The sequence below is a fragment of the Paenibacillus sp. MMO-58 genome (assembly GCF_037146255.1).
In the GTDB taxonomy this organism is placed as follows: domain Bacteria; phylum Bacillota; class Bacilli; order Paenibacillales; family Paenibacillaceae; genus Pristimantibacillus.
On record NZ_JBBCVY010000008.1, the window covers coordinates 285,577 to 309,250 of the forward strand.

General features: G+C 46.6%; 29 protein-coding genes. 27 read left to right on the plus strand and 2 right to left on the minus strand.

What is annotated here, in order from left to right:
• The first annotated feature begins 116 nt into the window (after positions 1-116).
• From WFJ73_RS23420 to WFJ73_RS23440, 5 genes are all read left to right on the plus strand, one after another.
• Positions 117-845 carry a hypothetical protein gene (locus WFJ73_RS23420; RefSeq protein ID WP_336775376.1) on the plus strand — a complete coding sequence of 243 codons (729 nt, stop codon included), beginning with the start codon at positions 117-119 and terminating at the stop codon, positions 843-845.
• A 153-nt stretch (positions 846-998) separates the two neighbouring features.
• Positions 999-1,391: a hypothetical protein gene (locus WFJ73_RS23425; RefSeq protein ID WP_336775377.1), complete on the plus strand. Its 393-nt coding sequence runs from the start codon at positions 999-1,001 to the stop codon at positions 1,389-1,391.
• A gap of 204 nt (positions 1,392-1,595) precedes the next feature.
• Positions 1,596-1,985, plus strand: coding sequence for a Na-translocating system protein MpsC family protein (locus WFJ73_RS23430; protein WP_336775378.1), 390 nt, complete (start codon positions 1,596-1,598; stop codon positions 1,983-1,985).
• Between the two features lie 237 nt (positions 1,986-2,222).
• The gene (locus WFJ73_RS23435) at positions 2,223-2,432 is read left to right on the plus strand and encodes a hypothetical protein (protein WP_336775379.1); all 210 of its coding nucleotides are present in this window, start codon (positions 2,223-2,225) and stop codon (positions 2,430-2,432) included.
• A gap of 31 nt (positions 2,433-2,463) precedes the next feature.
• Positions 2,464-2,877, plus strand: coding sequence for a hypothetical protein (locus WFJ73_RS23440; protein WP_336775380.1), 414 nt, complete (start codon positions 2,464-2,466; stop codon positions 2,875-2,877).
• Positions 2,878-2,958: 81 nt separating this feature from the next.
• Here the strand turns inward: WFJ73_RS23440 and WFJ73_RS33465 are convergent, their stop codons facing one another.
• Both WFJ73_RS33465 and WFJ73_RS23445 read right to left on the minus strand, forming a co-directional pair.
• Positions 2,959-3,174 carry a helix-turn-helix transcriptional regulator gene (locus tag WFJ73_RS33465; RefSeq protein ID WP_442955984.1) on the minus strand — a complete coding sequence of 72 codons (216 nt, stop codon included), beginning with the start codon at positions 3,172-3,174 and terminating at the stop codon, positions 2,959-2,961.
• 224 nt (positions 3,175-3,398) lie between these two features.
• Entirely contained in the window at positions 3,399-3,806 is a 408-nt protein-coding gene (locus WFJ73_RS23445; protein ID WP_336775381.1) for a helix-turn-helix domain-containing protein, read from the minus strand.
• A 147-nt stretch (positions 3,807-3,953) separates the two neighbouring features.
• Between WFJ73_RS23445 and WFJ73_RS23450 the strand changes: the two genes are divergently transcribed.
• The 22 genes from WFJ73_RS23450 (at position 3,954) to WFJ73_RS23550 (ending at position 23,466) form a co-directional block, all read left to right on the plus strand.
• A complete protein-coding gene (locus tag WFJ73_RS23450; protein ID WP_336775382.1) occupies positions 3,954-4,163 on the plus strand; it encodes a helix-turn-helix transcriptional regulator in 210 nt (69 codons plus the stop codon).
• 289 nt (positions 4,164-4,452) lie between these two features.
• Positions 4,453-4,683 (plus strand): aspartyl-phosphate phosphatase Spo0E family protein, encoded by a 231-nt coding sequence (locus WFJ73_RS33470; RefSeq protein ID WP_442955985.1) that lies wholly within the window; start codon positions 4,453-4,455, stop codon positions 4,681-4,683.
• Positions 4,684-4,687: 4 nt separating this feature from the next.
• Positions 4,688-4,849 carry a hypothetical protein gene (locus tag WFJ73_RS23455; RefSeq protein WP_336775383.1) on the plus strand — a complete coding sequence of 54 codons (162 nt, stop codon included), beginning with the start codon at positions 4,688-4,690 and terminating at the stop codon, positions 4,847-4,849.
• A 22-nt stretch (positions 4,850-4,871) separates the two neighbouring features.
• On the plus strand, positions 4,872-5,129 hold the full coding sequence (locus WFJ73_RS23460) for a hypothetical protein (RefSeq protein WP_336775384.1): 258 nt from the start codon (positions 4,872-4,874) through the stop codon (positions 5,127-5,129).
• A gap of 229 nt (positions 5,130-5,358) precedes the next feature.
• A complete protein-coding gene (locus tag WFJ73_RS23465; protein ID WP_336775385.1) occupies positions 5,359-5,568 on the plus strand; it encodes a hypothetical protein in 210 nt (69 codons plus the stop codon).
• A gap of 559 nt (positions 5,569-6,127) precedes the next feature.
• Complete coding sequence (locus WFJ73_RS23470) at positions 6,128-6,775, plus strand: hypothetical protein (RefSeq protein ID WP_336775386.1); 648 nt, start codon at positions 6,128-6,130, stop codon at positions 6,773-6,775.
• A gap of 27 nt (positions 6,776-6,802) precedes the next feature.
• The gene (locus tag WFJ73_RS23475; RefSeq protein WP_336775387.1) at positions 6,803-8,278 is read left to right on the plus strand and encodes a hypothetical protein; all 1,476 of its coding nucleotides are present in this window, start codon (positions 6,803-6,805) and stop codon (positions 8,276-8,278) included.
• A 599-nt stretch (positions 8,279-8,877) separates the two neighbouring features.
• Entirely contained in the window at positions 8,878-9,876 is a 999-nt protein-coding gene (locus WFJ73_RS23480; RefSeq protein ID WP_336775388.1) for a hypothetical protein, read from the plus strand.
• A 12-nt stretch (positions 9,877-9,888) separates the two neighbouring features.
• Entirely contained in the window at positions 9,889-10,632 is a 744-nt protein-coding gene (locus WFJ73_RS23485; RefSeq protein WP_336775389.1) for an EAL domain-containing protein, read from the plus strand.
• Between the two features lie 6 nt (positions 10,633-10,638).
• A complete protein-coding gene (locus WFJ73_RS23490; RefSeq protein ID WP_336775390.1) occupies positions 10,639-11,475 on the plus strand; it encodes a metal-dependent hydrolase in 837 nt (278 codons plus the stop codon).
• Positions 11,476-11,556: 81 nt separating this feature from the next.
• Positions 11,557-11,967: a hypothetical protein gene (locus WFJ73_RS23495; RefSeq protein ID WP_336775391.1), complete on the plus strand. Its 411-nt coding sequence runs from the start codon at positions 11,557-11,559 to the stop codon at positions 11,965-11,967.
• Between the two features lie 11 nt (positions 11,968-11,978).
• Positions 11,979-12,293 carry a hypothetical protein gene (locus WFJ73_RS23500; RefSeq protein WP_336775392.1) on the plus strand — a complete coding sequence of 105 codons (315 nt, stop codon included), beginning with the start codon at positions 11,979-11,981 and terminating at the stop codon, positions 12,291-12,293.
• The gene (locus WFJ73_RS23505; RefSeq protein ID WP_336775393.1) at positions 12,290-14,596 is read left to right on the plus strand and encodes a hypothetical protein; all 2,307 of its coding nucleotides are present in this window, start codon (positions 12,290-12,292) and stop codon (positions 14,594-14,596) included. The genes WFJ73_RS23500 and WFJ73_RS23505 overlap by 4 nt, the downstream gene beginning before the upstream one ends.
• Entirely contained in the window at positions 14,597-16,600 is a 2,004-nt protein-coding gene (locus tag WFJ73_RS23510; protein WP_336775394.1) for a hypothetical protein, read from the plus strand.
• Positions 16,572-18,422, plus strand: a complete 1,851-nt coding sequence (locus tag WFJ73_RS23515; protein WP_336775395.1) for a VirB4 family type IV secretion system protein — start codon at positions 16,572-16,574, stop codon at positions 18,420-18,422. The genes WFJ73_RS23510 and WFJ73_RS23515 overlap by 29 nt, the downstream gene beginning before the upstream one ends.
• A 13-nt stretch (positions 18,423-18,435) precedes the next feature.
• Positions 18,436-19,548 (plus strand): M23 family metallopeptidase, encoded by a 1,113-nt coding sequence (locus tag WFJ73_RS23520; RefSeq protein ID WP_336775396.1) that lies wholly within the window; start codon positions 18,436-18,438, stop codon positions 19,546-19,548.
• Positions 19,549-19,562: 14 nt separating this feature from the next.
• Positions 19,563-19,814, plus strand: coding sequence for a hypothetical protein (locus tag WFJ73_RS23525; RefSeq protein WP_336775397.1), 252 nt, complete (start codon positions 19,563-19,565; stop codon positions 19,812-19,814).
• A gap of 15 nt (positions 19,815-19,829) precedes the next feature.
• Positions 19,830-22,028: an FtsK/SpoIIIE domain-containing protein gene (locus WFJ73_RS23530; protein ID WP_336775398.1), complete on the plus strand. Its 2,199-nt coding sequence runs from the start codon at positions 19,830-19,832 to the stop codon at positions 22,026-22,028.
• Positions 22,029-22,215: 187 nt separating this feature from the next.
• Positions 22,216-22,380, plus strand: coding sequence for a hypothetical protein (locus tag WFJ73_RS23535; protein ID WP_336775399.1), 165 nt, complete (start codon positions 22,216-22,218; stop codon positions 22,378-22,380).
• A gap of 49 nt (positions 22,381-22,429) precedes the next feature.
• A complete protein-coding gene (locus WFJ73_RS23540) occupies positions 22,430-22,858 on the plus strand; it encodes a hypothetical protein (RefSeq protein ID WP_336775400.1) in 429 nt (142 codons plus the stop codon).
• A gap of 106 nt (positions 22,859-22,964) precedes the next feature.
• The gene (locus WFJ73_RS23545) at positions 22,965-23,114 is read left to right on the plus strand and encodes a hypothetical protein (RefSeq protein ID WP_317981452.1); all 150 of its coding nucleotides are present in this window, start codon (positions 22,965-22,967) and stop codon (positions 23,112-23,114) included.
• A 37-nt stretch (positions 23,115-23,151) separates the two neighbouring features.
• Positions 23,152-23,466, plus strand: coding sequence for a type II toxin-antitoxin system PemK/MazF family toxin (locus WFJ73_RS23550; RefSeq protein WP_317981503.1), 315 nt, complete (start codon positions 23,152-23,154; stop codon positions 23,464-23,466).
• The last annotated feature ends 208 nt before the right edge of the window (positions 23,467-23,674 follow it).

The following is a 23,674-nucleotide window of genomic DNA, read 5'->3' on the forward strand; positions in this document are numbered from 1 at the left end:
TCCACTTATCGACACAATATGACAAAATAACGTATGATTGGGTTGTATTTAGCTATGAAATATATCACAAGAGCTCTCTGACCTGTCGATATACCCTATATGGGGAGGTGAATTATTTGATATTCCACTGGTTCGTTATATCGCAGGCGCTTTCGGCACTCGGCATGATATTTTTCATGATGGCCTCCTGGCGCCTCAGATTTAACAAGCGATCCGTGGGGGTAGTCATTTCTATATCATTTGGAAGTGCCATAATTAATTACTTAGTTATAGCACCGAAAGTTGGACTCGCTTTTATCGTACCGTTGCTCTCGTTCACTATTATTTTTTGCTTTCTTTTAGGCGTGTTTAAGAAACCTAGGAAGATCCCGGTCTTTTGGTCGTTTCTTCTCTCCATGTACGCGAATGCAGCTCCGTTTTTAATTCAGATCATCTTGCTTTACTGCTCGTTCGGTTTTTTTTCCGCTGGGGCACTAAAACAACATCTCTGGAGAAATTACTTGCTAGATTCCGTAACAGGTTTACTTCTTTTTGGGGTAACATGGCTGCTGAACAAGTACGGTATCGGCTTTACAAGAGAGTTCGACAAGCTGCAGTTTAAATGGGAGAAGTATATTATTCCTCCAGTGATCGGACTATCTGCTTTATCGTTTTCAAGCATAATTCTGGTTATGGACTATTCAGATGATGCTAGTTTCTCATTGCCGCTAGTCATTGCTTCCGTAATTTTAGCTGCACTATTTTTAGTTATCTTATGGTTTGCGATTCACAAGGAAAAGGAAGAGTTTGCAAACTATAAAAGTAAAAGGAAAGGTGGGAATTTACATTGGCCAAAAAATTTGTAATCACAATTATGATGGCTGTTATGCTGACAACTTTGGCATCGACAGTTAGCGCAGCTGCGCCTACTACAACTAAACAACCTTCTACCGGTACTGTTACAACGCTCGGCATTACCTGGTGGTGGTGGTAAGAACTAAAAAGGATTGAGTTACTTCATGGCTGAGACGGAAGAGTTAGAGGCACTACGTAAGTTTATTTATCGCGAGCGTCCCGACCTTCACGGCTTCCCATTTAAGGATATACTCTATTTCCATTATGATGGCGACCATGAGGGAAAACGTGGCGTATGGCTGGTTATGCCGGCTGGTGATGAATTCAAACTCGGTAAGTTTGAGTTTTGGTTGGATCTCTTGTGGGAGGTAGAGGATCTTCCTTTTGAAAAAGTAGATCGTAATGCTGCTGTTAATATAGACAAGGTAAAAAAGTTTGATAAAAAGAACAGATGGCTCTACTTTGAAGAGAACCCTACTCGTACCTCTGCCAAATGCTCCATAACAAAAAGTCATATGAGGCGCCTCAGTACGCATTTAGATCGGTTTACAAAGTAGCTGTCCCATAATACGGGCCAGCTGCTTTTTAATTCATCTTCACATAACACATAATTCAATATTTGTAAAGGACTTTTCAAGTAAACGCGAACGGTCGTTTACAAAGAAGTTAACCTGCGTTTAAAATAGGGCTATAAGACCTGATTGCATTTCTTATCAGATTCAAAAGTCACCTAAGATTTCAGATAAGGCAGGTAATTAGTAATGAACCTTAGCACGTTTGAGAGAGTGCTATCTAAACAAGCTGCAAAGTTCCGTAGAGACTTCTCTAATGTCGGACCTGAAGATACAAAGGTCAAAGTAATGGATGATTTTATAGTTGTGAAGTACATCGCACACTATACAAAACCTGAATTATTTCATCATCAGGTTATGAGAGATCATCCAGAGCAAGCGGTATATAATACCTTTCTTGAACAGCTAGCGTCATTTATAAAAGCCGACTTCAGTAAGGAGATTCCAGAGCTTTTACCAGGCACAGGGATCGAGGTAGAAGAGGTAATGACGCGTTACTTTTCAGAAGATTGCAGCTCTCAGATCATCCTTATTAGGACGAACAAGAATATTGAGTTATTGTTTGACAATAGCAACTAGAAAAAACAAAATTGCATATTCCACCTCACACAACAGTCAGATAGATGCGAGAAAGATAGTCTTGAAGATCCCGTGTAAAATGATCATCGGCAATTGCGACGAGTAATAAATCCGAACGAGGCCGACACGATCTCCTGTAATAATACCCCTGTAAAGTTCATCTTTACTTGAGGGTCTTATTAGGAGTGCGTGTCGGTCTTTTTCGTGTCTAAATTACAGGAAAAGGATGAGACTTATATGATGAAAACAATTGAAGTAACAGAATTTGCGACGCCAGGGAAAAAAACTTCTATCGCTATTTCCGAGATTCAAGATATCTCTTCGCAGCCGTATGGATTTGGTGATGGTTCAGTGATTACCACTGCTAAGAAGGTGTACCTTGTCACAGAAAAGCCGCATGTCTTAATTGATAAACAAAATGCTGTTCGCTTCGCGCATGCTCAATAAGATAAAAAGAATATGTGAGGGGATGGCTTTCGTGGAGAACAGTTATTTTGGTTTAATTAACAATCGCTTGGAAGGTTTACTAGAAGAGAAGAAAAAAGAGACCGAACGAGGAAAAGGTACAGAGATTGGTGTAGTTAGTCCTGAGCTGCTGGCTAAATGTAAAGAACATATGCGCAAGGAACAGGCACTAGAGGACGAAATGGCGATCGAGCATCATCGACTTGAATTGGCATTAAAGCGCCGCATGAAAGAAATGTTCGAGGATAGGACGGACCATTTAGACAACGAAAAAGAGAAGTTATGGCGCGTTGTAGAGGGGCAATTTGGTCTTTCTGAAAACGCAGATTTAAGTGTAGATCCGAAAACAGGTGTTGTTACGCATTATATAAAAGAAGAGCCTGTGCAATTTAAGTTTGATGGTCTTAGAGGGGATAAGAGGGGATAGTGGAGTGAAATTCACAATATCCTTGTCCTATAGGACAAGATTAGCTCGAAGGGTTGCGCGATTTGCGCAAGTGCCGTTCGTCTATTGAAACTCTAATTCGTATAGTTCTTCTACAGTACACGCTAGAATATAGGATGCCTGAAGTGCTCGTTCTAAATTTAACTTTTTTTGGCCGGATACGAGTCTTGAAACGACAGGCTCAGAAAGATTAATCCTTCTAGCGAATTCCGCTTGTGACATTCCTATTCGATTGAGGTGTTCAGACAAACGGCATCTCCCCATTCGAGGGAGTACCATTTGGAAAACTCCTTTATAAAGGTTTGATTAACTTACAGTTACCTCAAATGTTAGCGAGGGTAAATATATTAAGTCTAAAGGAGAATTAACATATGACAGAACATGAATTATCAGTTTTACTAATGTGTTCTTCTAAAGAAGAAATTAATAATTTAATGAATCACATAAATGAAATACTAGAAATTAATGACTCGTCATTCATTGAAATTTTTTGAGTAGACCTTTTACTCATTGTCTTTTTTTATTGGTTTCCAAGTTTTTATTAACTCATGTATTTGCTTTTGTGTTTCATCGGGTAGCTCATAGAAATCTTTTAGGAACAATTTTGTAAACGTCTCGCGTTCAGGTGTTCCAGGATCGCCTATATCAACTTCTAGCTCGTTTATGATGAGTTTATTCGAAGGGGAGTTTATATATCCGGCATGGGTCATTAATTCTTCATAAGAGACCCCCAAGGGCTTTGCTAACTTTAATAATACATCCGGTGAAGGTACTCCGCGTTCTCCCCTTTCGATTTGTGAAATATATGAATTTGATACGCCAGAATAGGCACCTAATTGCCTAATGGTAAGTTTTTTTGATTTCCTTTTTCTAAGTGATCTAAGATAAGATCCAAAATCCCGTGCTTCCAAATGTAATCACCTCAATGATATTATACACACAATAATAAACAAGCCCTCACGCTTTCATTAAAAAAGTGCTTGCAAATGTGTCTATTTACACTTAAAATCAGTCACATAAGTGCTTGTTGTAAGCATGCTTGAAGAAGGGAGTTTACTATGAAAATAGTTGTTAAAAATTCTGAAATGCTAAGACAAAGAATTTTAAAAAAAGGGTACAGTGTCCGTAGTTATAGTCGAGCTATTGACGTCTCAGATAGTCATATGAGTCAAATTGTTAATTGTCAAAGAAATCCTGGTCCAGAGATTGCGAAAAAAATGGCAGCTCTGCTTGATGCCAGTTTTGAAGAAATTTTTGAATTTGGCTAATCTGCTCACAAAAGTGAAATTATCTTCTCAAAAAGGAGTGTAAACTTCTTTTTACCAACTTTTATGGGTAAATGAAAAAAGACAATCGATTGCAGTCGATCGTCTTTTAAGGGAAAAAATATTAGAGTGCGAACACCTCTAATATACACTTTCCTCTTATTAATCCGCAATATAAACAAATCAATTATCCATTTTTCTCCTAAATTATTCTAAGAGCTTTTAGTCTTTTTCCTTATGTTACTTCTGGTTGCTTTCAATCTGATATTAAACAAGGGATGAGCATGTCTTTGTGATACTTATCCTTAAAAATTGGAGGAGATCGCAAATAGGCCGGTCCACTTTTGTAACGGCTTTTTTAATCAAAGAAGCCATTCATACAAGCAGAAAGTGCATGGAAAGCTTGGCCGAACAACATGATTTCAACTTAATACATCCGGATGTGGTGAAAGCAAGCCAGGCGCTAGACATTCTTATTGTTCAGCAAATGAAATATAAGCTGGCGGCATACAAGGAGGGATGAGTAGATGAAGGAAGATCCAAAATTCCCGTATAAGGATGAATTATTGCGGCTAAAAGCAGGTGAGCAGCTGGTGCTCCACTTAGACGATAAAACATTTATCGTACAGGTCGCTACAGATCAGGATCTCGATATCAGTCATTGCGGTTATTTTGCAATGCTGCAGTAGTTAATGAAAGGCAGGTTAATTTATGGTTAAACGCTATGCGGATTGGAAAGGCGACTTACATGTTTTTTTGAAAATTGGAGATCTCGTTGATGAAGAAATGGTCAATCACTTTCTAAATGAACTTCCACCGACTACATGGACAAGCAGCCTCATTCAAATGGGGGAACCCTATAGCCATGTTGGGGGCAAAGCTACGTACGCGACATTGAAGAAAACGTCGGATGGTTGGGCTTATGCAGGGCATTGTCATAGAGGAGAAAACATTCCTGCAGGTAGGTAGTAAAGGCAGCAGAACTGCTAAAACAAATCACTAATACTTGAAAGGAAGGTAGGGAATGGACAAGCGCTTTTCATTGCTATTCACACATCTTTACGCAACGCTTACCACCTCACAAATTGAGAAGGCTTTGCGGAACGCTGGCCTGACGCATAAGGATTGGCTTGAATTTTGTACAGCAATGAAATCCAGTTAAAGCATTTGACATTTGAAGAAAAGAGGTTGGGATATCATGCTTCATCGTGATTCAAAAAGAATTAGCGTTGAAGGACATATGGGAACTTATTGCGTAATCGATGAGACGCTGTGGGATGATCAAACAGTCTTTTTACTGGAGAATGAAAATTATGGCCAGGATGTACCGGGATTAATAGTCAGAGAAGATGGCTTTCTTTTGTTAAGTGGTGTCTTCAACGGTTTTGATGAGCTAGCGGATCTTTAAATAACATCACCATTCAAATAGGCGGTGCACGTATATGTCTGATTATTTTATGCGGTACGTAGTCCCTTTTTGCATTGCTCTTAGTATTGGCTATTTTTTAACTCACTAGGGAGGGTGAACTGAAGTGGAACCGTTTTGTTTTGTCTGTTTGGAAGATATGAAAGAACCGCGGATAGACAGTATCTGTGAAAAATGCGAGGAAAAAAAGAAAGCAGAAAAAGATAAGTAACGGTACAGCTGAAACGCTCACCTATGTTTTGGGGGCCGGTTTCCACAATCCTGTTTCTCGAACTATTTTTGACCATGATATACTCGGGGCACGTTCAATCATAATTACATGATGACGAAGAATTAGCCTACTCCGCCTGATGATGGCAGGCTACAGCTTCTAAGAGAGGAGGAGACCTGATTGATTTGTGACTGTGGCGAGATTTGCGACTTTATTTCGAACGAGCGTTTCCGCTGTCCGTTGTGTCAAAAGGAATACGAACAAGGTACGTTATTCCGGATTGATCAGAGAAAAACTAATCAGCCTAAACCAGATCGGGGAGGGATACTGTTGAGAAACATTGAGATTACAGACCAAAATGTAACATTGATACCTATGGACTGGCTGCTTATTCGTTATCAGAAGCTCAATAAGAAAATTAAGCAGCCGCTTGTAGATGCCAAAATTCTTTCTGAATATGCGATTATCGAGCGTTATTTAGCGGAGAAAGGTCATTTTGAACAACTGGAGCTGAACCTGCCTCGCCCTAAACGTGAAGAGTATGTCGGCGTAACGGAGCTGATGTTAAAGGAGTACTACCGATTGCAGCGGCGGAAGGAACGACTTGAGCAGGAATGGGAGTACCAGAACCGTACTTGTACACCGGCAGAGACGTCAACTACCGCGAGTTATAACGGCGGTGGTGGATCAGGCGTTATTAGCAAGCCGGTGGAGAAAGCCGTCTTGCAGCCGCTGGAACGACTCGAGAACATTGAACGGGAAATCGACAGCATATCTAACCGCTTAGCTCCGATCGAAAGAGCTCTGCAAGCACTTGATTATGATCAGATGCGCATCATTAAAGCGAAGTATTTTGTTACAGAGAAAAAGAATGATCAGGTCCTCTATGAGGAAGAGCTCTTTCTTAATCGCCAAAAATATTATGAGCTGAAAAAAACAGCTATAATTACGATAGCGCAGGCGCTGCGCATCATATGATATTCGACAACTAGAAGGAGGACGGTTATGCTGAAACAATTGCTCAAGCCCATTAGCCTGCCATCAACCCATAAGCCAATTGTATTTAGCAACCTCTTCCTGCAGGCATTTTTTGCCATGGAGCAAGACTATGACAATCGTAAGATGTTTCATATTCGTGCTAATGGCAAAGGACGTCTGCTTGGGCATATGACAAAAGCAGATCTGCAGCTCGCAACCATGCTTCATGTCTATGCGTATAACGGCAAGCTCGAGGAAGTACCTAATCGCCATTTCTTGTATCAGAGAATGGAAGAGCTCTATGAGGAACCGGTAAATAAAGATCAGTTTTACGCTGCTTATGAAAAGTTTCTGCTGCTGGGCCTAGTGACCGTTAGCCAGGATGAGCTATTTGGTCATTTAGAGCTCACGCTGCAGCATACCATCGATCCGGAAACGGGGAAGATCGGCCGCCTGGTATTTCTTCCTTCCCTTGTGTTTAGCCGTGCTTTTACGCGCAAGCCACTTGCTCTGCAAAAGCTTTTTTATTATGCCTGCGCAAGGCAAGGACAAGATTATGAGCGGAACCTGCAATGGGGCTTTGAACATTTGGCGCCGTTCCTGCACCGCTATGAATATAGCCATGTTAAAGGGCTGCTGAAACAAGCTGGCGAAATGACATTCGCCGGTAAGCCGCTCTTTTCAGTCATGCGGACCGAGACCAATGTCGTAGGCGAACCTAAAGCGGTTTATCAAGTAAATAAGGCCCTTATGCCGCGCTATGAGCGTGGGGGCCAGTATCATGAGCGCTTACCACTCAAGAAGAGCTATAAGCGCCTTCTGAGTCGTTTAGAAGGCTTGCTTGAGCATGCCGGTATAGGAGAATACGCCGTGATGGATGAAGGCCGTCCTATGCGGCAACTTGCGCTTTTGCTGAAAGATAAGACCGATAGCTACTGGCATATTGTTGTAGATCGGCTCAGACGCCTATATGCGGAGACTGGCCGCTTTACAGGTAATATCCTGGATACGATTAAAGCTGAGCTTCATGATCGTTTATCGTCCTTCCTGCTCGGCACACTGAAACAAACCGGTTTATTCGCTTGTTTGCCGGCAGAGAAAATGGACGCCTTCTGTGCATCAATGCGCAGCGTTCCAAAGGCAGCTTACCGACGTGCATGCTGGGCAGCTGCAGCCGAAATGAGATCCACTTACAGCCGTCCAGCTGTTTATAATACCCTGGACTATTATAAGCCTTCATTGCAGCTGGAAGAGCTTGAAGACGTTCTATCGGTAGAGCAGTATCGCCGCCAGGCGCTCCATATTGGTGCGGATCCGGAAGCCTTCTTCGCAGCCTTACATAATGCCTATGATCTCTTAAAGAGCAAGCCAATTATTGAAGTTGATGATTGGCTGAAGGCGGAAATAAAGAGGCTGCCGAAATGGAAAGCCATAATAGATCCGCCGATCGGCTTTGATCTTTCCTTCTTCATTCAATCCCATGTAAATCTACAGCTCTCCTAAAAGCGAGAGCTTTTTGTCGTTCCCACTAAAAACCACGCTTACTGTCTAGCAGTTAGATGAACTCGTTCTCTCCTCATTCGTTTTCTACAAATTCCTTGCTTATCAATCAAAATCCATCATCCCACTTAACAATTTATGTTAAAAATCAGGTGAAAACGTCACTTTATGCGGTATTTCGAAATAAAGCAGAATGGTATGTGGCTCAATCCGGGGATAAGTATAGATTTTTCTGGCGTTTCAAGGTCCTGATAGAAGGACCTTGAATGATTCTGTTTTTATTAGCTCATTTCCGTATCCTTTCTGATAAAATTCGTTCAAATGATGAATTGTTCTGTTTCTTTTCATAAAAATGTCCGAAATCCCGCGTCTAATCTAGCATGATGGGACAGGTAGTAGTAGGGTTTTGTATGTAGTAAGGTTTTATAATATTTTCATCATCCTATCTCGCATTCGCTTCCTTCAATTTACCGTTTAAAACTCTTACTTTTTTCATACTTTCCGCTTTAAAAACCGTGATATTCTAATAACGTAAAGTAAAAGGCAAACAAGCCGCGAACCTACAAAGGTACGCGGCTTGTTGCGTAGAAAGGAGGAGAATTATGCAAGTTGTACTCATTGGACTCGAAATAGAAGAATTGCTTCATCCGGATATCAAGTTGCTTTCGCTTCCCAATGTAGCGCAGGCCGAAACCGTCCTGCGACTTTTCCAGCCCGATCTTGTCATTATTCCGGAAGAAGCTGCGTTAAACTTATTTGAACTGCTGGATGTTATGGAAATGCGGTTACCGATAGCGGTAATTGCAAAAGAGGATTCTCCTAATGAGCTTCGCCGGTGGACAGCGCTAGGTGCGCAGTGGGTATGGGAACAAGCCACCTGGAAACGTAAGCTGCAGGAGCTGCAGCAGCCACAAGATTCCTTATTTTCTGCTCCTGTTCTCTCTCCGGATCCGGAACAAGTACCCATGCCTTCCTGGCAACAAAACGGACCGGTCATTATTGCAGTGGCCAGTGCTTTTCCGGGTGCTGGTGCAACTCATCAAGCGCTACTCTTTGCTCGTTATCTGGCGCAAAGCCGCTTACCGGTTGCCATTTGGGAGGCCGGATCCCGTCCGTGCTTTGATTACCTGGAATATGTACAGAGTGGCTTAATCAGCCACAAGCACCGGTTTGAAACAGACGGAATCACGTTTATTAAACGAACTGCTGAACTGGCCTACCTGGATACTATAGGCGAAAAATACCGCTACGTTATTTTGGACCTGGGAGATATTCAGCAGACGGATGTGCAATCACACTTTTTCCGGTCTCATATACCGGTCCTTGTCGGATCCGGCGCAGAATGGCGGCAACGGGATCTAGTACAACTCTGCCGAAGCTATCCGCAACAACAGGCGAAATGGCGAATTGTGCTGCCTCATGCCACCTTAGCGATGCGACAGGAACTCGAAGAGGTGCTGCTCGGGCGTTCCATCTTTTCTATGCCTACGGTGGCAGATGCACTGCATGAGAATTTACCGGATGAAACGCGGCATGCTCTGGCTGAGATCCTAGGTATGGGTGAAATCAAACGGCCAGGGATGTTCGCGCGCCGGCGATAAAGGAGACGCTGCATGGAATGGTACATGTGCTATCAGCCGATTATCGATGTCGTAGGCGGTAATGTTTTGGGTTATGAAGCTTTGGTACGTAGCCCTTCTGGTAAGAAACCGATGGATCTTTTCAAAGCAGCAGCCAGACAAAACAAGGCAGTAGATCTCGATCAGGCGATTATTCAGCAAGTGATTCATGAAGGCGAAGAGCTGCTGCTACAAGATGAGCTGCTATTTATTAATGTCCGCACGGAGATTTCGTTAAAAGGCATTAAGGTTTCCGTCCCTCTAGCCAGCCGAACCATATTCGAAATGACGGAGAAAATGGCGCTGACGCCGAGCAGCCGGCGAACGATCGAGCAGCTGAGCGATGAAGGCATTCGCTTTGCCATTGATGATTACGGAAGAGGATATTCTAACTTGGATCGATTCGTTCAAGACTGGTTCTCTCCATCCATTATTAAACTGGACAGATTATTCACGCAGCGTATGGCGTCCGATAAACGCGCATACGCAATTGTAAAGCAAACCGTTCAGTTTTGTATGGACGCTGGCCTGCAGCTCATTGTAGAGGGTGTAGAGACCGCCAAACAGCGGGACATGCTGCTTGCTTGTGGCGTACGCTATATGCAAGGCTACTTCTTCGGTATGCCGGCTACCAAAGCCCATTGGCAAGCAGCCAGGTGGCTAAAACAAAACGAAGATCCAATTAGACCGTCTGTGAAGAACGCGCAGGCGGATTTTTTATGCCTAGAAAAGAGGTGATCTTACATGAATAAAAAAGGACATGTGGCCCTGGGCGTGGCCATCGGTTCTGCAGCGTTAGTAAGTCCTTACTTAAACCCGTATGTATCATCGGGATCCAGTTGGCAGGCGATCTGCTCATCGGTGCTGTACCTGGCGGCTGTAGCTGCTGCCTCACTTGCTCCGGATCTGGATCATAAGACGAGTACAGCAAGTAACCTGCTGCAGCTCTCCAGTAGCAAACGAAAAGGCGCTTGGATGCTTGGTTGGTTACTCCTTATCGCTGGGCTTATTCTTTTCCTGCTGCCGCAAGTCGGTTACGCGCTTCCGGAAAAAGCTACAGCGTGTGCGCCTTTCTTACTTGGTACAGGAATACTCGCCTTCTCCTTATCCAAGCTAAGAAGCTTACTGCTCTTGGCAGGAGGGGCAGGACTACTCACGGCCTATATGCTCTATGATTGGCCGTGGATCGCCGCGTTCGCCGGCGTAGCGCTCTGTCTTATGCCGGTCATCCAGCACCGTGGACTGATTCATACGCCGGAGTTTGCGATTGCGCTTAGCGCGGGGCTATGGACATTTGCGCAAGGGGAAGCCTGGTGGGTACAAGCGATTTGCGCCGGCGCTGTAATTGGCTGGTGGGCGCATCTCGCCGGGGATTTATTCGGACGAGAAGGAATCCATTCGTTTCTTCTGCCAAAAGTCAAAGTTGCTTTGCATCTTTTTGATAATGGTGGCTTAGTCGAGCGCACGATCGCACGCAGCTGTTGGCTAGTTAGCATTACGATGTGGCTGCTGTATATAGTGGCAACTTGTACCAGCACTCAGATCGTACCTGGGGCTAGGGCTATCCTAGAATTATACTAGGATTTAATAAAGGAAAATTGATACAAAGCACGCTTAACCTAGGGTTTGCCTAGGAAACTACCTAAGAAAGAAGTGGATAACGTGAAAAAGTGGTACACCATTATTGTTATGTCAGGCCTCTTGTTCCTTGTACGGGCCTCTATGGCGATGGCAGCAGCCAAAACAAATGATAACCCGATTACAACGCTGAAAAAGGAAATGGGCTTTAACTGGGGCGTACTGAACAACTTAGGTTGGCTGTTCTATATCATTATGATTCCGCTCACGCTGGTCGTCATTGGTACGCTCGTATTCTGTATTTGGAAAGCAGCATCCTTTATTTTGAAAGTAGCGCGAGGGAAAGAAAGCCTGAACAATAAAATGTTTTGGATTGAACTTGGCGTCGTTATTCTGTTCATCTTCCTGTTTATCTCCGGTGCATTCCTTGACATTTTGGAGCAAATTTACAACTGGACAAGCAACCAGGATATCGGTACCGGTACAACGGAATAAGGGCCTAGCCAATGAATAAGTATCTTCCGCAAATGAAAAAAATGTATACCATCGATCCAGGCGCTTGGGGCAGCCTGGATTGGGTGCTTGTTATCGGTGGGACATTTGCTACGTTGCTCTGTCTGGGTGCTTTTGTTTATTGGATTGTGAAATTATCTGTACGCATGTTAAAGATTTCCGCAGGAACCGCCAGGTTAAACGATCCTCCCTTCTGGAAGAGGATGGGCATATCGCTTATGCTCATCCTTTTATTTATGGCCGGCGCGGTGTTCCTTATCTTTGAACAAATTTATAAGACAATGCAAAATGCGGGGTGGCATGGATGAAGAAGCGCTATGTTGCGCTAGGCTTGTTGTTTTTCCTGGTCGTAGGCTTTGGATTCCAGGCAATCGCTCCGAATGCTTATGCAGCAGCTGCTACCGGTGAAAAAGATTCGGAGGATTCCGGCGGTGGTTCGATATTGATTCCGAATTGGGTCGAGGATGTCATTAATAGCGTCAAGAACATGACGAAATCCTTCGAAGATCTGATGAGCGGCCAGCTCATTAAAGACGCGATTGACGGCCTGGTCGTAAAAATGGTGGATGAAATGCTGGCGCCGCTGTTTGGGGCCTTCGGAAAAAGCTTTCTGTTTACGCCTAGGGTTGCAGAGATTGGCCTTGTCTATCATACCTGGTCCACCTTTACGATTATCGGCCTTGTGGCCATCATGGCCGGTGTAGGTGTGTTAGCCTGGAAAGTCATTTCCGGCAAAAAGGACATGAAGAAGCTGCTCGTTGGATTTATCGTTAGCTTTTTTGCGATCATCTTCAGTTTAACTATTCTTAATTTCTTGAATGTGGGGGTCAACTGGCTCACGCAATCCTCCCTGGAGGGGATTGTAGGGGAAGAGAAGATCGATTACCAGGGATTAACCGGCGAAGAAGTACTGAAGGCCATCATTATTGGGTCCGATGCAATTACCGATCCGGCCTATGCGGGGCAATCGCTTGGCGAGCTTACAATCCAAACCGAAGGCGGTATTTTTACGCTGCTGATTGTATGCTTCTTCGAAATCCTTCCGTTATTCCTGGTATCCGTCATGAAAACGCTGCTGCTCATGATTTTGGCCATGTTTGTTGCCGGCTGGATCTCGGTAACGGCCTATACCGGCAAGCTGGAGACCTTAGTCGGCTTCGGTAACATTTACATCCGGACGCTGCTTGTCGGCCTGGCCTGCGCGTTATATTGGGGGATTTTTGTTCGCTCTCAAACGAATTACGGCAGCGGCATGGGGCTCTCATCGGATATTGGGGTCCCGCCGATCGTCTTTGGCGTCCTTAGTGTCATCGCGCTTCTTATTGGCTTCTACTTCTTCTGGATCCGGCCCGTATGGCAAGCGATGCTCTCTCCAATGACGCTGGGCGGTGCGGTAACAGTGGAACGGGCCGGTCAATGGGGGGAACGCTTCTCTAATGGTCTAAACCGGACCGGTAAGCGGCTCGGTATGGAAGGGTTGCAAAAGCGAAGCTTGGGATGGGCAGAGAAAAGCCGCCAGATCTCAGATGTGGGCCAGCGTATGAAGCAAGCTGCGAGCGGAAAGGGCATTATGGGTGATCGCTTGGCTTCGGATCTCACGCTGGGCACGACAGAAGCCTTGCGAGGCGTGAACTATGAGGAACCGACCGAATGGATGAAAGAAAGCGGCAGTGTGGTGGTCACCGAAACGCCATCCATTACCGCTAGCGGCGAACAACTCATAATGAGCGATGCTGCGCATATCCGGCGGGAACTTACGCCAAAAGGATTTACGTCCTCTGCGCTCGTTCACTTCCCGCCAGATCAGCACGCCGGCATGGCGGCCAAAGTACAGACGTTGCAGAAGAAGTTTGGCGAAAATGCGCTGCAGTGGCATGCTGCTAGCGGCCAATTATTTGTAAAGGATCAAGTGGATCCCATTGTGAAGGAGCTCGGCAATCATCAGCTATTCGCCTCTAAGATCCATCACGGTTTAGCCAAAGATGGGGCTTTTGTGGATCTGATGCAGAAAAAAGTAACGACACTCGATCAAACCAAATCGGCAAAGGTGGCAGCGGATGCGATTCACAAAGCGTTACCTTCTTATGAACGTATGCAAGTGCCGGCAGGTAAGTCGGAGCAGCTGCATAAACACCTGCAAGAGCAGCCGATCTCCTGGGCTAAGGATGTGCAGTTGAGAGACGATGAACTTTGGGTACCGGCGAAACATGCGGCGGAGGCCCAAAAGGTGTTAGCGGATATGTCCAAAGAGACGGTCCGTCAAGTGCGCTATGATATGCCGAAAGGTAGCTCCTTCCTGGAGGGTATGATTAATGATTGGAAGAAATCGGGCACGCATACAACCTTGCTAAGCGGCATGCAGGTCGAGGTGGGCGGCAATCACCTGCTCCTTAAAGAGGAGTATAGCGAGGCGTTTGCGAAAGCATACGAGGCTTATCGGAAGGACCGTACGCCATTCTGGCGGACGAGGAACGGTACGATAAAAGTCATTAAGGACGGCGTGCCGGTCGATTATGGTCGTCATGCGCCGGTCAATGGAATGGATATGGGCAGCTTTGAGAAACTGCAGCAAGATATGCTCACGCAGCATCGAGCAGGAGGTGAAGCGTAAATGTCAGAAGAAACGCGCGAGAACCGCGAGGCGGATCTTTTGCAGGCCAGCTTTATGGGGGATATCCGAGAAGATATTGCCTTTTTGGGCTTATCCTTAAAAGATTTCATTTGGATCATAGGGACGGCTATTGTCGTTGGCGGCCTTCCCTTCTTATTGCCGATCGCGATTTGGTTTAAAATCATTTGGTTTGTGGCGGTTGCCCTGGCCAGCTTTTTAGGACGGCTGGCCAAATGGCCGTACTGGCGACAACGGATGATCCGTTATGGGAGGAGCAAAAAGGAAGGGGATGCCGCTTCCTTTGTAGAGCTTTTAGGCAGCGAGGAAGATGGCTGGCTGTATAAAAGCGGAAATACGTGGCAGATCGTCTATCGCGTAAAAGCTCCACCCTGGCAGACGGCCACCTACGGAAAAAAACGTCTGCGTTTAGCCGGCTTTGAATCGTTCCTCCGAACAACCGTTTCAGAGGGCTTTACAGCGGATCTCCACGCGGAGCAGATTCCGGATTACCGGTATGATATTTGGGACGCCAAAGCAAGCCGTCCTGCCTCTTCGGAAGGGATCGCTCGTATCCGGGCGAACCGAATGGCGCAGTGGCAGCAGCTGGTCAAGAAAGATAAAGCGATGCGAAGTGAATATATCCTTCGCCTCACGATCGATGAATATAAGCTGACGATTCGCCAGCGTGATGATGAACCGCCGGAGCTCTCCAAAGAAGAGATTCGGCGGTTTCGTATTTTAGCGGATATTCGGGAGCGAAGGGATCGGATCATTGGTCATTTAGAGCAATCGGGCCATCAATTCACGCTCCTGTCCGGCTACGAGCTCACCGAGATTATCGCCCGTTATCTGGATGCGCGGGCATGGCGCAGCTGGATGGAACAACGCAGCGATTGGTCAGAGGAGGAAGAGCTTTCCCTTTTACCAGCGGAGATTCCAGGCGACCAGGCAGAGGAAGAAGAACAAGAAGAACAAGAAGAAGTTCGAGAAAAGAGAAAGCCTCTACAGCGTTTGTTCAAATGGCTGAAAGGGCTATTTGTCCGGAGAAAGAAAGCGGCAGCCATCGAAGAAGAGATCGTTTCCGTTGAACCGGTGGCGGAATTGCTATTGGAGAATCTGGAAGGGCAGCAAACGGAAGATGCTTTCGATGATTCAGCCGAGATCTTGCCGGCACCGGTCATCGTCATTCCTGAAGAGTTAAGGCGCAGCAAGAAGCGTCCAGGGCTTGCGATGCTGAATCGATTGAAAGCAGCCTTAAGCAGCCGTAAACGTCCTAAGCAGCTAGTAGAAACAGCAAGCGATCAGGAAAACCCTATTGAAACGGTTCAGGAGGCCGCGGCTGCCGCAGAATCTATCGAAGAGCTGCCGCTACCTCCGGTTGTATGTTTAACCTCTCCTGCTGCCAGTGGGCAAACCTTTCTGGCTGCGAATATGGCCGTTAGCTACGCTGCAGAAGATTCGCCGGTGTACCTGGTGGACCTCTCTCCGGATCGCGGGGTGCTAACGGTCATTAATCCGCTGCCGGCGGAAGGCTGCTTTGGAGGGGCTTTGTGGAGCTCACGTAACGTTCCAGGGCTGTCGATTTGGACCATGGATCAGGAACGTCCTCCGGAGGAAGCAGAAATTATCACCGCTTTAAACGAATTCAAGAAAAAAGGAACGGTTATTGTGGATCTGCCCTGGGCCTATCCAAACCGCGAGCAGCTGCTCGCACAAGGCGTTGCGGTTGCGGTGGTGGATAGCGATTACCATCATTGGCTGCAATGGGAGCCGCATGCCAAGGATTGGCCGGGCGAGGTATGGTTGAACCAGGACGATCCGAAAGTTTCTCTAGCCAAGCTGATTCAGGAACATATGGAAGCACCTATTACACGAACATTGCCGGTATTCCCGGAAGCGAGGCAGCGGCTTTATCAAGGCCGGCCAATTGCGTTGGAACATGACATAAAGGCCATTTTTAAGGGAGGGAAGCCGTATGCTAACCGCAACGAAAAAGCTGGTTAAAACCTGGCGGAAGAAGAAAAAACATCTGATCGTAAATGCGGTAGTTAATGGCCGCGATTCGAAAAACGGCAACCTGGTTCGGGTGCTGCAGGTGAAGGATTATCCGCCTATTATTTTGGCCGGTTATTTGGATGCGCTGGACAGTTTGATGCGTGCGCAAGGGGCTACCTTGCATAAAACGATCCGGTACGCGCCGGCGGATATCTCGTTTAACTGGAAGATGAAAAATAAAATGTCTCGTCTGCAGAAAAGCATTGAAGGGCAGACGATGCACGATCCGGCGCGGCAGGCGGAAGTAGAAGCCCTGGATACGATCCTGGCGCTTCGAGACTCGACGATACAAGAAAACCGGAAGCTCGTCGATGTATGGACGTTTCTAACCATCTCCGCGCCCAAAGAGCATCAGCTGAACGCGGCCGAGGCAACGCTGAAAAACTGGTTCGATAATATGAGCGGTGAGCTCGACAGTCTGAAGTATGAGCAGCTGGAGGCGGCACGTCAGACGAGTGTCGTGGCTGATCTCACAACGAAAGACAGTGAGTTTTTCCTTAAATCCCATTATGGCCGCGTAACCACAGAAGGCGCAGCGGCGAGAACCTATCCAATGACGCGGGGAACCTTTAGCGATGATCAAGGCCTCTACATTGGCCGGCGGACCGAGGATGGTTCTTTTTGTTTCGTTAACCTTTGCGATCCAAACGACAGCCGCGCACAAAACCTCACCGTATTTGGGAAGACCGGTGAAGGGAAAAGCTTCTTTATGAAAGCCCTGGTTAACTCGCTCCTGGATGAAGGCGTTCACGTTTTTGTCTTTGACCTAGACGGTGAGTGGCGCGACTTGTGCGAAGAGGTTGGCGGCGTTTATATCGATCATACGGCCAATAATGGGCGATACTTTGAACCGCTTACCATATTGCCAGCTATTCCGGAATTAGATCAGGAGTGTATGGCGTATAATCGTGGCCGTTACCAGGCGGCGGTTAACAGTGGGATCCGGACGCTTTCCCTGCTTGCAGATGGATTGTCCAAGCAGGAAGTCTTTGAAGCCGGCCAAGCGATTCGCCGCGTATTTGTAAATGCCGGCATCAATCGCGAAGATATGTCCACCTGGGAGACGTTCACCGGTGAGCGGCCAACCATTCACCGATTATTTGCTGAAATAGAGGCGGAAGTCGAGCGCGGGAACGCAGATGCGAAAAAACTCTACGACAAAGTAAAAATCTACTTCATTGGGATTTACGATAACATGTTCCAGCTGGAGGAATCGGTGACATTCCAGCATGCACCGCTTGTCGTCTACAAAGTAGGGAATGGTTCAGGTGCTGAGGGGCAAGAAGATGAAACCGCGAAGCAAGCGCAATTGAAAATGTCGATGGCCATAGACGTGGTTAACGCCAATATTCAAAAGCTGAAGTTTGAAGGCGTCTATTTCTCCGCCGTACTCGTTGATGAAGGGCAACGGCAGCTGAAAAATCCGGAGCTCCGCAGAGCTATTTTTGACTGGTATACCGCGATTCGGAAATGGAACGGCATGATGATCTTAGGCAGCAATACACCGGCCATTATGCTCGATACGGCAGAAGGGGTCGGCATGTGGGAAAACACCAACGTTCGCGTGTACTTTTTCATGGAACAATCCGCGATCCGCGAGCTTGCACGGAACTCCGATGTGCCGGAGGAGATCCAGGAGCGAATATCCCAAAATGAAGGCAGCCGAAAGTTTATTTTGGAATATCACAAGCGGTATGACGAGCTCTTTATGGATGTGCCGGCTTCCGAGGCTGCTTTGTACAGAACACGCGGTTTAAAGAAAACAGGATAGGGGGGAAGAAGTTATGTCAGCGGCGGATACGTCGATTATTGGAACGGTACAGAAGGCGCGGAAGCTTGCCGCGCTGGCTGGCCTCCTAGCCTCCCCGTATATCCTGGCAGCGCTGGTCATCCTGGTGCTGCTTTTCTTTATCGTCTTGCTGACGCTGTTTCCCTTTCTGATCTTCGCCGATAAAGAGAGCTTGTCTGCAGATGCAGCAGGTTCGTCCAGCAGCTGGTATACGGTGCCGACGCAGCTCGATGCGGACGGCTCTTTTTATTTCTGGCCGGCTCCATCGATCGCCAATATCTCGAGCACGTTTGGTTATCGGGACATTGGCGATGGCTTGGAGGGGCATGAAGGCATCGATATTGCAAATGGTCCAGCTAAAACGGAGAATCAGCCGGTCTATGCGATGGCAGCCGGTACGGTAACCGTAGCCGGCGCGGTAAATGGTTATGGCCAAGCGATCTATATTGACCATGGCGGGGGGCTGCTCACGAAATACGGCCATTTATCGACGGTCATGGATGTAAAGCCAGGCGATAGCGTGCAGAAGGGGCAGCGCATCGGGTTTATCGGTGCCGGCAAGGTTGGGCGATCAACCGGACCGCATTTGCATTTTCAGGTCGAAGTGAACGGAAGGCCGGTCAATCCTATGGATTATGTGGTAATGCCAAACGCCGGCATACCGCTCGAGCTGGCCTATCGAGCGCTCGATATACCGGCAGTAATCGATTTCTTGAAAGATCGGAAGTCCGCGCTCGCGAATACAACCACGCTGCGTATGATTGATCAGGCGGGGAAGTCGCAAAATGTGGATCCCCATTTACTCTTGGCGATCACGGGCCAGGAACAAGGCTTTGTACCGGTAACGAACAATCACGCCAGCGAGATTATCCGGAATCCCTGGAACGTATTTGGCTGCTGGTGTTCGGGGAAAGGGGCAACGCTCACAACAGAAGAGGCCGCAGTGATCGCCGCCAAAACGATTGTGAAGCTGTCTCAGAATCGACCGGAGGGGCGAGATCCGATTCAATGGCTGGTGGCCAGAGATAATCCGCATGGGTATTACGCTTCCGATACGGGTTGGTGGATTGGCGTAAGCAAGTTTTATAAGGCGCTATTAGCGGTATAGGAGGAAGAAATGCGATGAACATGTTAATCGCGCTGGTCGGATTGATCATCCTGGCGATGTATTATTTCCGCCATCGATTTGTTATGCCGAAATGGGTACTCAAAGTCCTTGGACTCTTTCTGATCGTGATGCTGATCAGTCATTTATCGGAAGCGTATGATTTTCTGCTGCAGGTATCGGATGAGTGGTGGCCGTTTGTGAAGTCTACCGCGCATGATTTATCCAATGGTCTGCTTCACTTTTTGAAGAAAACAAAAGACACGTAAAGGGAGGGAAAAGGAATGGAGGTTCGCATGCCGCCGGCTGCAGAGAAAAAGAAGGAAAGCTTTTTTCAGTTTATTACAAGGCTAGCCGTCATTGGTGCAGCGATTTGTGCCGGCGGCTATTTTGCCTTGAAGGGCGAGGATATGCACGCGCTCGCCTTGAAAGGGCTTCGCTTAGTCGGTATGGTTTGGCTAATCTTTGGCCTGGCGCCGGTCCTCCTGCAGCAAGTCTGGCGCGATCGGGCCAAGTGGTGGGCGGCGATCAGACGCTGGATGAAGCAGCAGAAGGGGCATAGGGCATTGAGCGATACGTTTACACCGGTGAGCGCTCATTCCGAACCGGTGAGCGATCGATCGGCGGCGGTAGTGAGCGATCAGTCCGTGCCGGGGCAATTCGGGATACTCCTTGCGCCATATAGTCTTTTGCCGAGTAACCCGCGCCCACACGCAAGCTCAAAGCTAAGAGCGGATAACGCCGGTGAAATTATATCCGATGCGCTGCAGCTCGCCGGCCTGCCGGTTGAAGGGGATATTCAAGTACTCAATCTCGAATCGGGTCCCACTCTTCAAACCGTTTCTTTTCAGCTGCCGCCCAGGCTGCAGCTCTCCACGATTTCCAAAAAGAAAGAGGATATCGCCAATCATCTATTTGGTCACTCGTTAGGGTTTGATATTACCTCTGCAACCAACTTCCGGAGCGCGGCCGCGTTTGTGCTGCCACATGATGAACGTGCCTATGTGTATATGCGGGATGTGGTACAAGACCTGATCAACATGAAAGGCAAAATGGCATTACCTGTTATCTTCGGTAAGGATGTACGGGGAAAGCCGATGATTCAGGATTTAGCAAAGATGCCCCATTTGCTTTTGGCAGGGGCTACCGGCTCCGGTAAGTCGGTTTATATCAATACCGTGTTGACGTCCTTGTTATCTACACAGTCTCCGATAGAACTGCGATTGCTGCTAATCGATCCCAAGCAAGTTGAGCTGGCCGTCTACAGAGGGTATCCTCATTTATTGTCGCCACCGGTGACGGATCCCAAACAAGCGATCGCAGCGTTGTCTAAAATCGTGGTGGAAATGGAACGCCGGTACGAGCTGCTGGCCAAGACATTTACCCGTAATATCGTCCAGTATAACAAGAAGATGCCGAATGAAACGCTGCCTTATATTGTGGTTGTCATTGATGAGTATGCAGATCTCATGGTGGTAGCCGGAGCTGCTGTCGAAGAGTCTGTTCAGCGCATCGCACAAAAAGCTAGAGCAGCCGGTATTCATATCATACTGGGTACTCAGCGGCCAAGCGTGGATGTGGTGACCGGCGTCATTAAAGCCAACTTGCCGTCGCGCGTGGCCTTCCGTTTGGAATCTACGCATGATTATCGGACGGTATTGGACGGAGCAGCTCCGCAGCTGCTTGGTTTTGGGGATGGGATTTGCCGGATTCAAGGCGGATCGCCACAGCGTTTTCAATCCGCATCGATTAGTGTGGAAGATATGGAATCTACAAATTTTATTGAGGATTTAAAGACTTATTGGATTAATAGCCATCAGTTGAGCGTACCAGGGCAAGAGGAATGGGATATGAGCGAGGAGGAGTCCGCAGCTGCAGCACAGGATTTTTCTACTGAGCTCATGGAGTCGGAAATCCATGATGATGTGCCGCCGTGGGAAGAAACGCAAGAGGAGCATTTGGAAGAGGTAATCGCCGAAGAGCCTTATCTCGCTCCTGATGATGAGGAGGAAGAAGAAGAGGCAGATGAGGGAGAGCCTTATGAAAAAGCTCTAAAGCTTGGAAGAAAACAAGGCGGTATTTCAGTGGCTATGCTGCAGCGATCGCTTCGCATTGGCTATGTGGCAGCTGCACAGCTCCTGCAGCGCATGGTTGATGAAGGCCGAGTGGGAGCTCATGATCCGGAACGAAATATGCGGCTGTGGATCACTAGTAAGGAAGAACAAACGTTAGACGATAAAGTAATAATGCTCAATCGTATGAAACGGTATATTTGTCGAACCCGAACCGTTAAGTCAACTGAACTAAGAGATCTGCTGGGTGTTCGTCGAGAGAAGGTCTTGCAGTACATGCAAGAATTAACCGACGAAGGATTTTTAGATCCGCCAAAGGCAGCCAGATTAGGCTATACGATAGCCTGGAGTGAAGAAGAGATTCAACAGTTTTTAGCTCAGATGGATACGGCGGACGGAGACGACATTTAAATGATTTATTAGCTCTTTTTCAGTACCGGTTACAGTACCGGTATCAGTACCGGATGAAAATTGTAGATCCGAATGTTAAAAAAGTGCTGATTTATCAAGGGTTTTCTAAAAAAAGGACAGCGGTACTGAAACGGGTACTGTAAACGGGTACTGAAACGCTCTAAATAACTTTCGGGAGGTACGGCTAGTGACTAAAACTAAATTTTGCCCGTTTTGTGGCAAGCAGGGAGAGCTGGTAGGCAACGAACCCACTACCGTTATTGTTGGAAAAGGCGGAGCTGAGTTTCTCGGCGTGTTGGTTTTCGCTAAATGTTGCGGCGAATCGTTTACGGTTGAAAAGGATTTGAGATAACCTGGAGAAATGGATCCGGAGCAGCTTACGCGTATCAAGGAGAGGATTTATGCTTGTGAAAAATTTAAACGTGAAAGTCTTCTTGTCGATCGTTCTTGGTCTTGTAATAGGTGGGACTATCATTGGCGTGAATGATCATCATCGCTTTAACCACTCGATGGCGATACAAAAGGAGTTAACGACCACGATACTCCTGAACAGCAGCATTCTTAGCTTTAATGAAATCATAATCGATGGTGAGCGTGAAAACTTACCTAAGCCATACGTCAAAAAAAGAATTTCAGAAATCGCCGACTCTCTATCGGTTGAAGAGGATACAAAGCAATTAGCGGTCTATATGAAAACCGTATCTGAAATGTGGGGGGACGGTTCGAGTGAAGAGATAAAGAATTTTATCAAAAATGATTTTTCAAAAGAACTTAACCATTATGCAGCTAAACGAAGTGCAAATTTAGATATGCTGCTCTTTAAGGGATAGCAACTCATTATCGTAAGGATCTAATGGAGCTTGGGGTTGTTTTAGGATATAATTAAGGAGAGCTCCAGATACTGAAACAATTCCTTCCCATGGAGGCGATATATACATGACTGAAAAAAGCATGCAAGAGAAGCTGCTTGAAGTAAACAAATGGATTGATACCTGCAGCGAGGATCTTTGGCAGCAAGCCGAAGAAAATCTGAAGACAGCAGAGCAAGAATATCAAAATCGAAAAAACCGGAGGACAAAAGACTAATTGCCGATCGTTGGCAGTTGGTCTTTTTTATTTGAACATGAATCATAATCGCGGAGACGTATACATGGTGCTTTATCCTTTTGATGATGAGGCTAGAGAGAAGCTGCGACCAGGCATTATTTTGGATACCAAAGATAACCGATCGATCGTTATAAAAGTAACCTCTCATGAAGAACGATCGAGCGATAAACGGGATGTATCCATTAAACATTGGAAGGCTGCTGGATTGGACAAGCCCTCCGTGGCTAGGTGCGGTATGTTTGTTCCTTTGCATCATAATAAGATTCAGCAATACCTTGGGAAGCTGCATGATGAGGACTTATTAGCTGTTTTGGAGAAGTTCTATCGCTAATCCAGAATTTCAAAAACTCTTACTTTTTTCATACTTTTTGGAACAAAAACCGTGATATTCTTGTATTATCAGCAAATGAGCAAAACGAAAGGCCGTCCTGGCAATGAGGGGCGGCCTTTCCTATTTCAGAAGGGAGGAGTGCTTATGCTAACCTGCATGATTGATCATTGGCGAGCGCCGCCCATTACGAATGAGCGCCGCTCAGTGA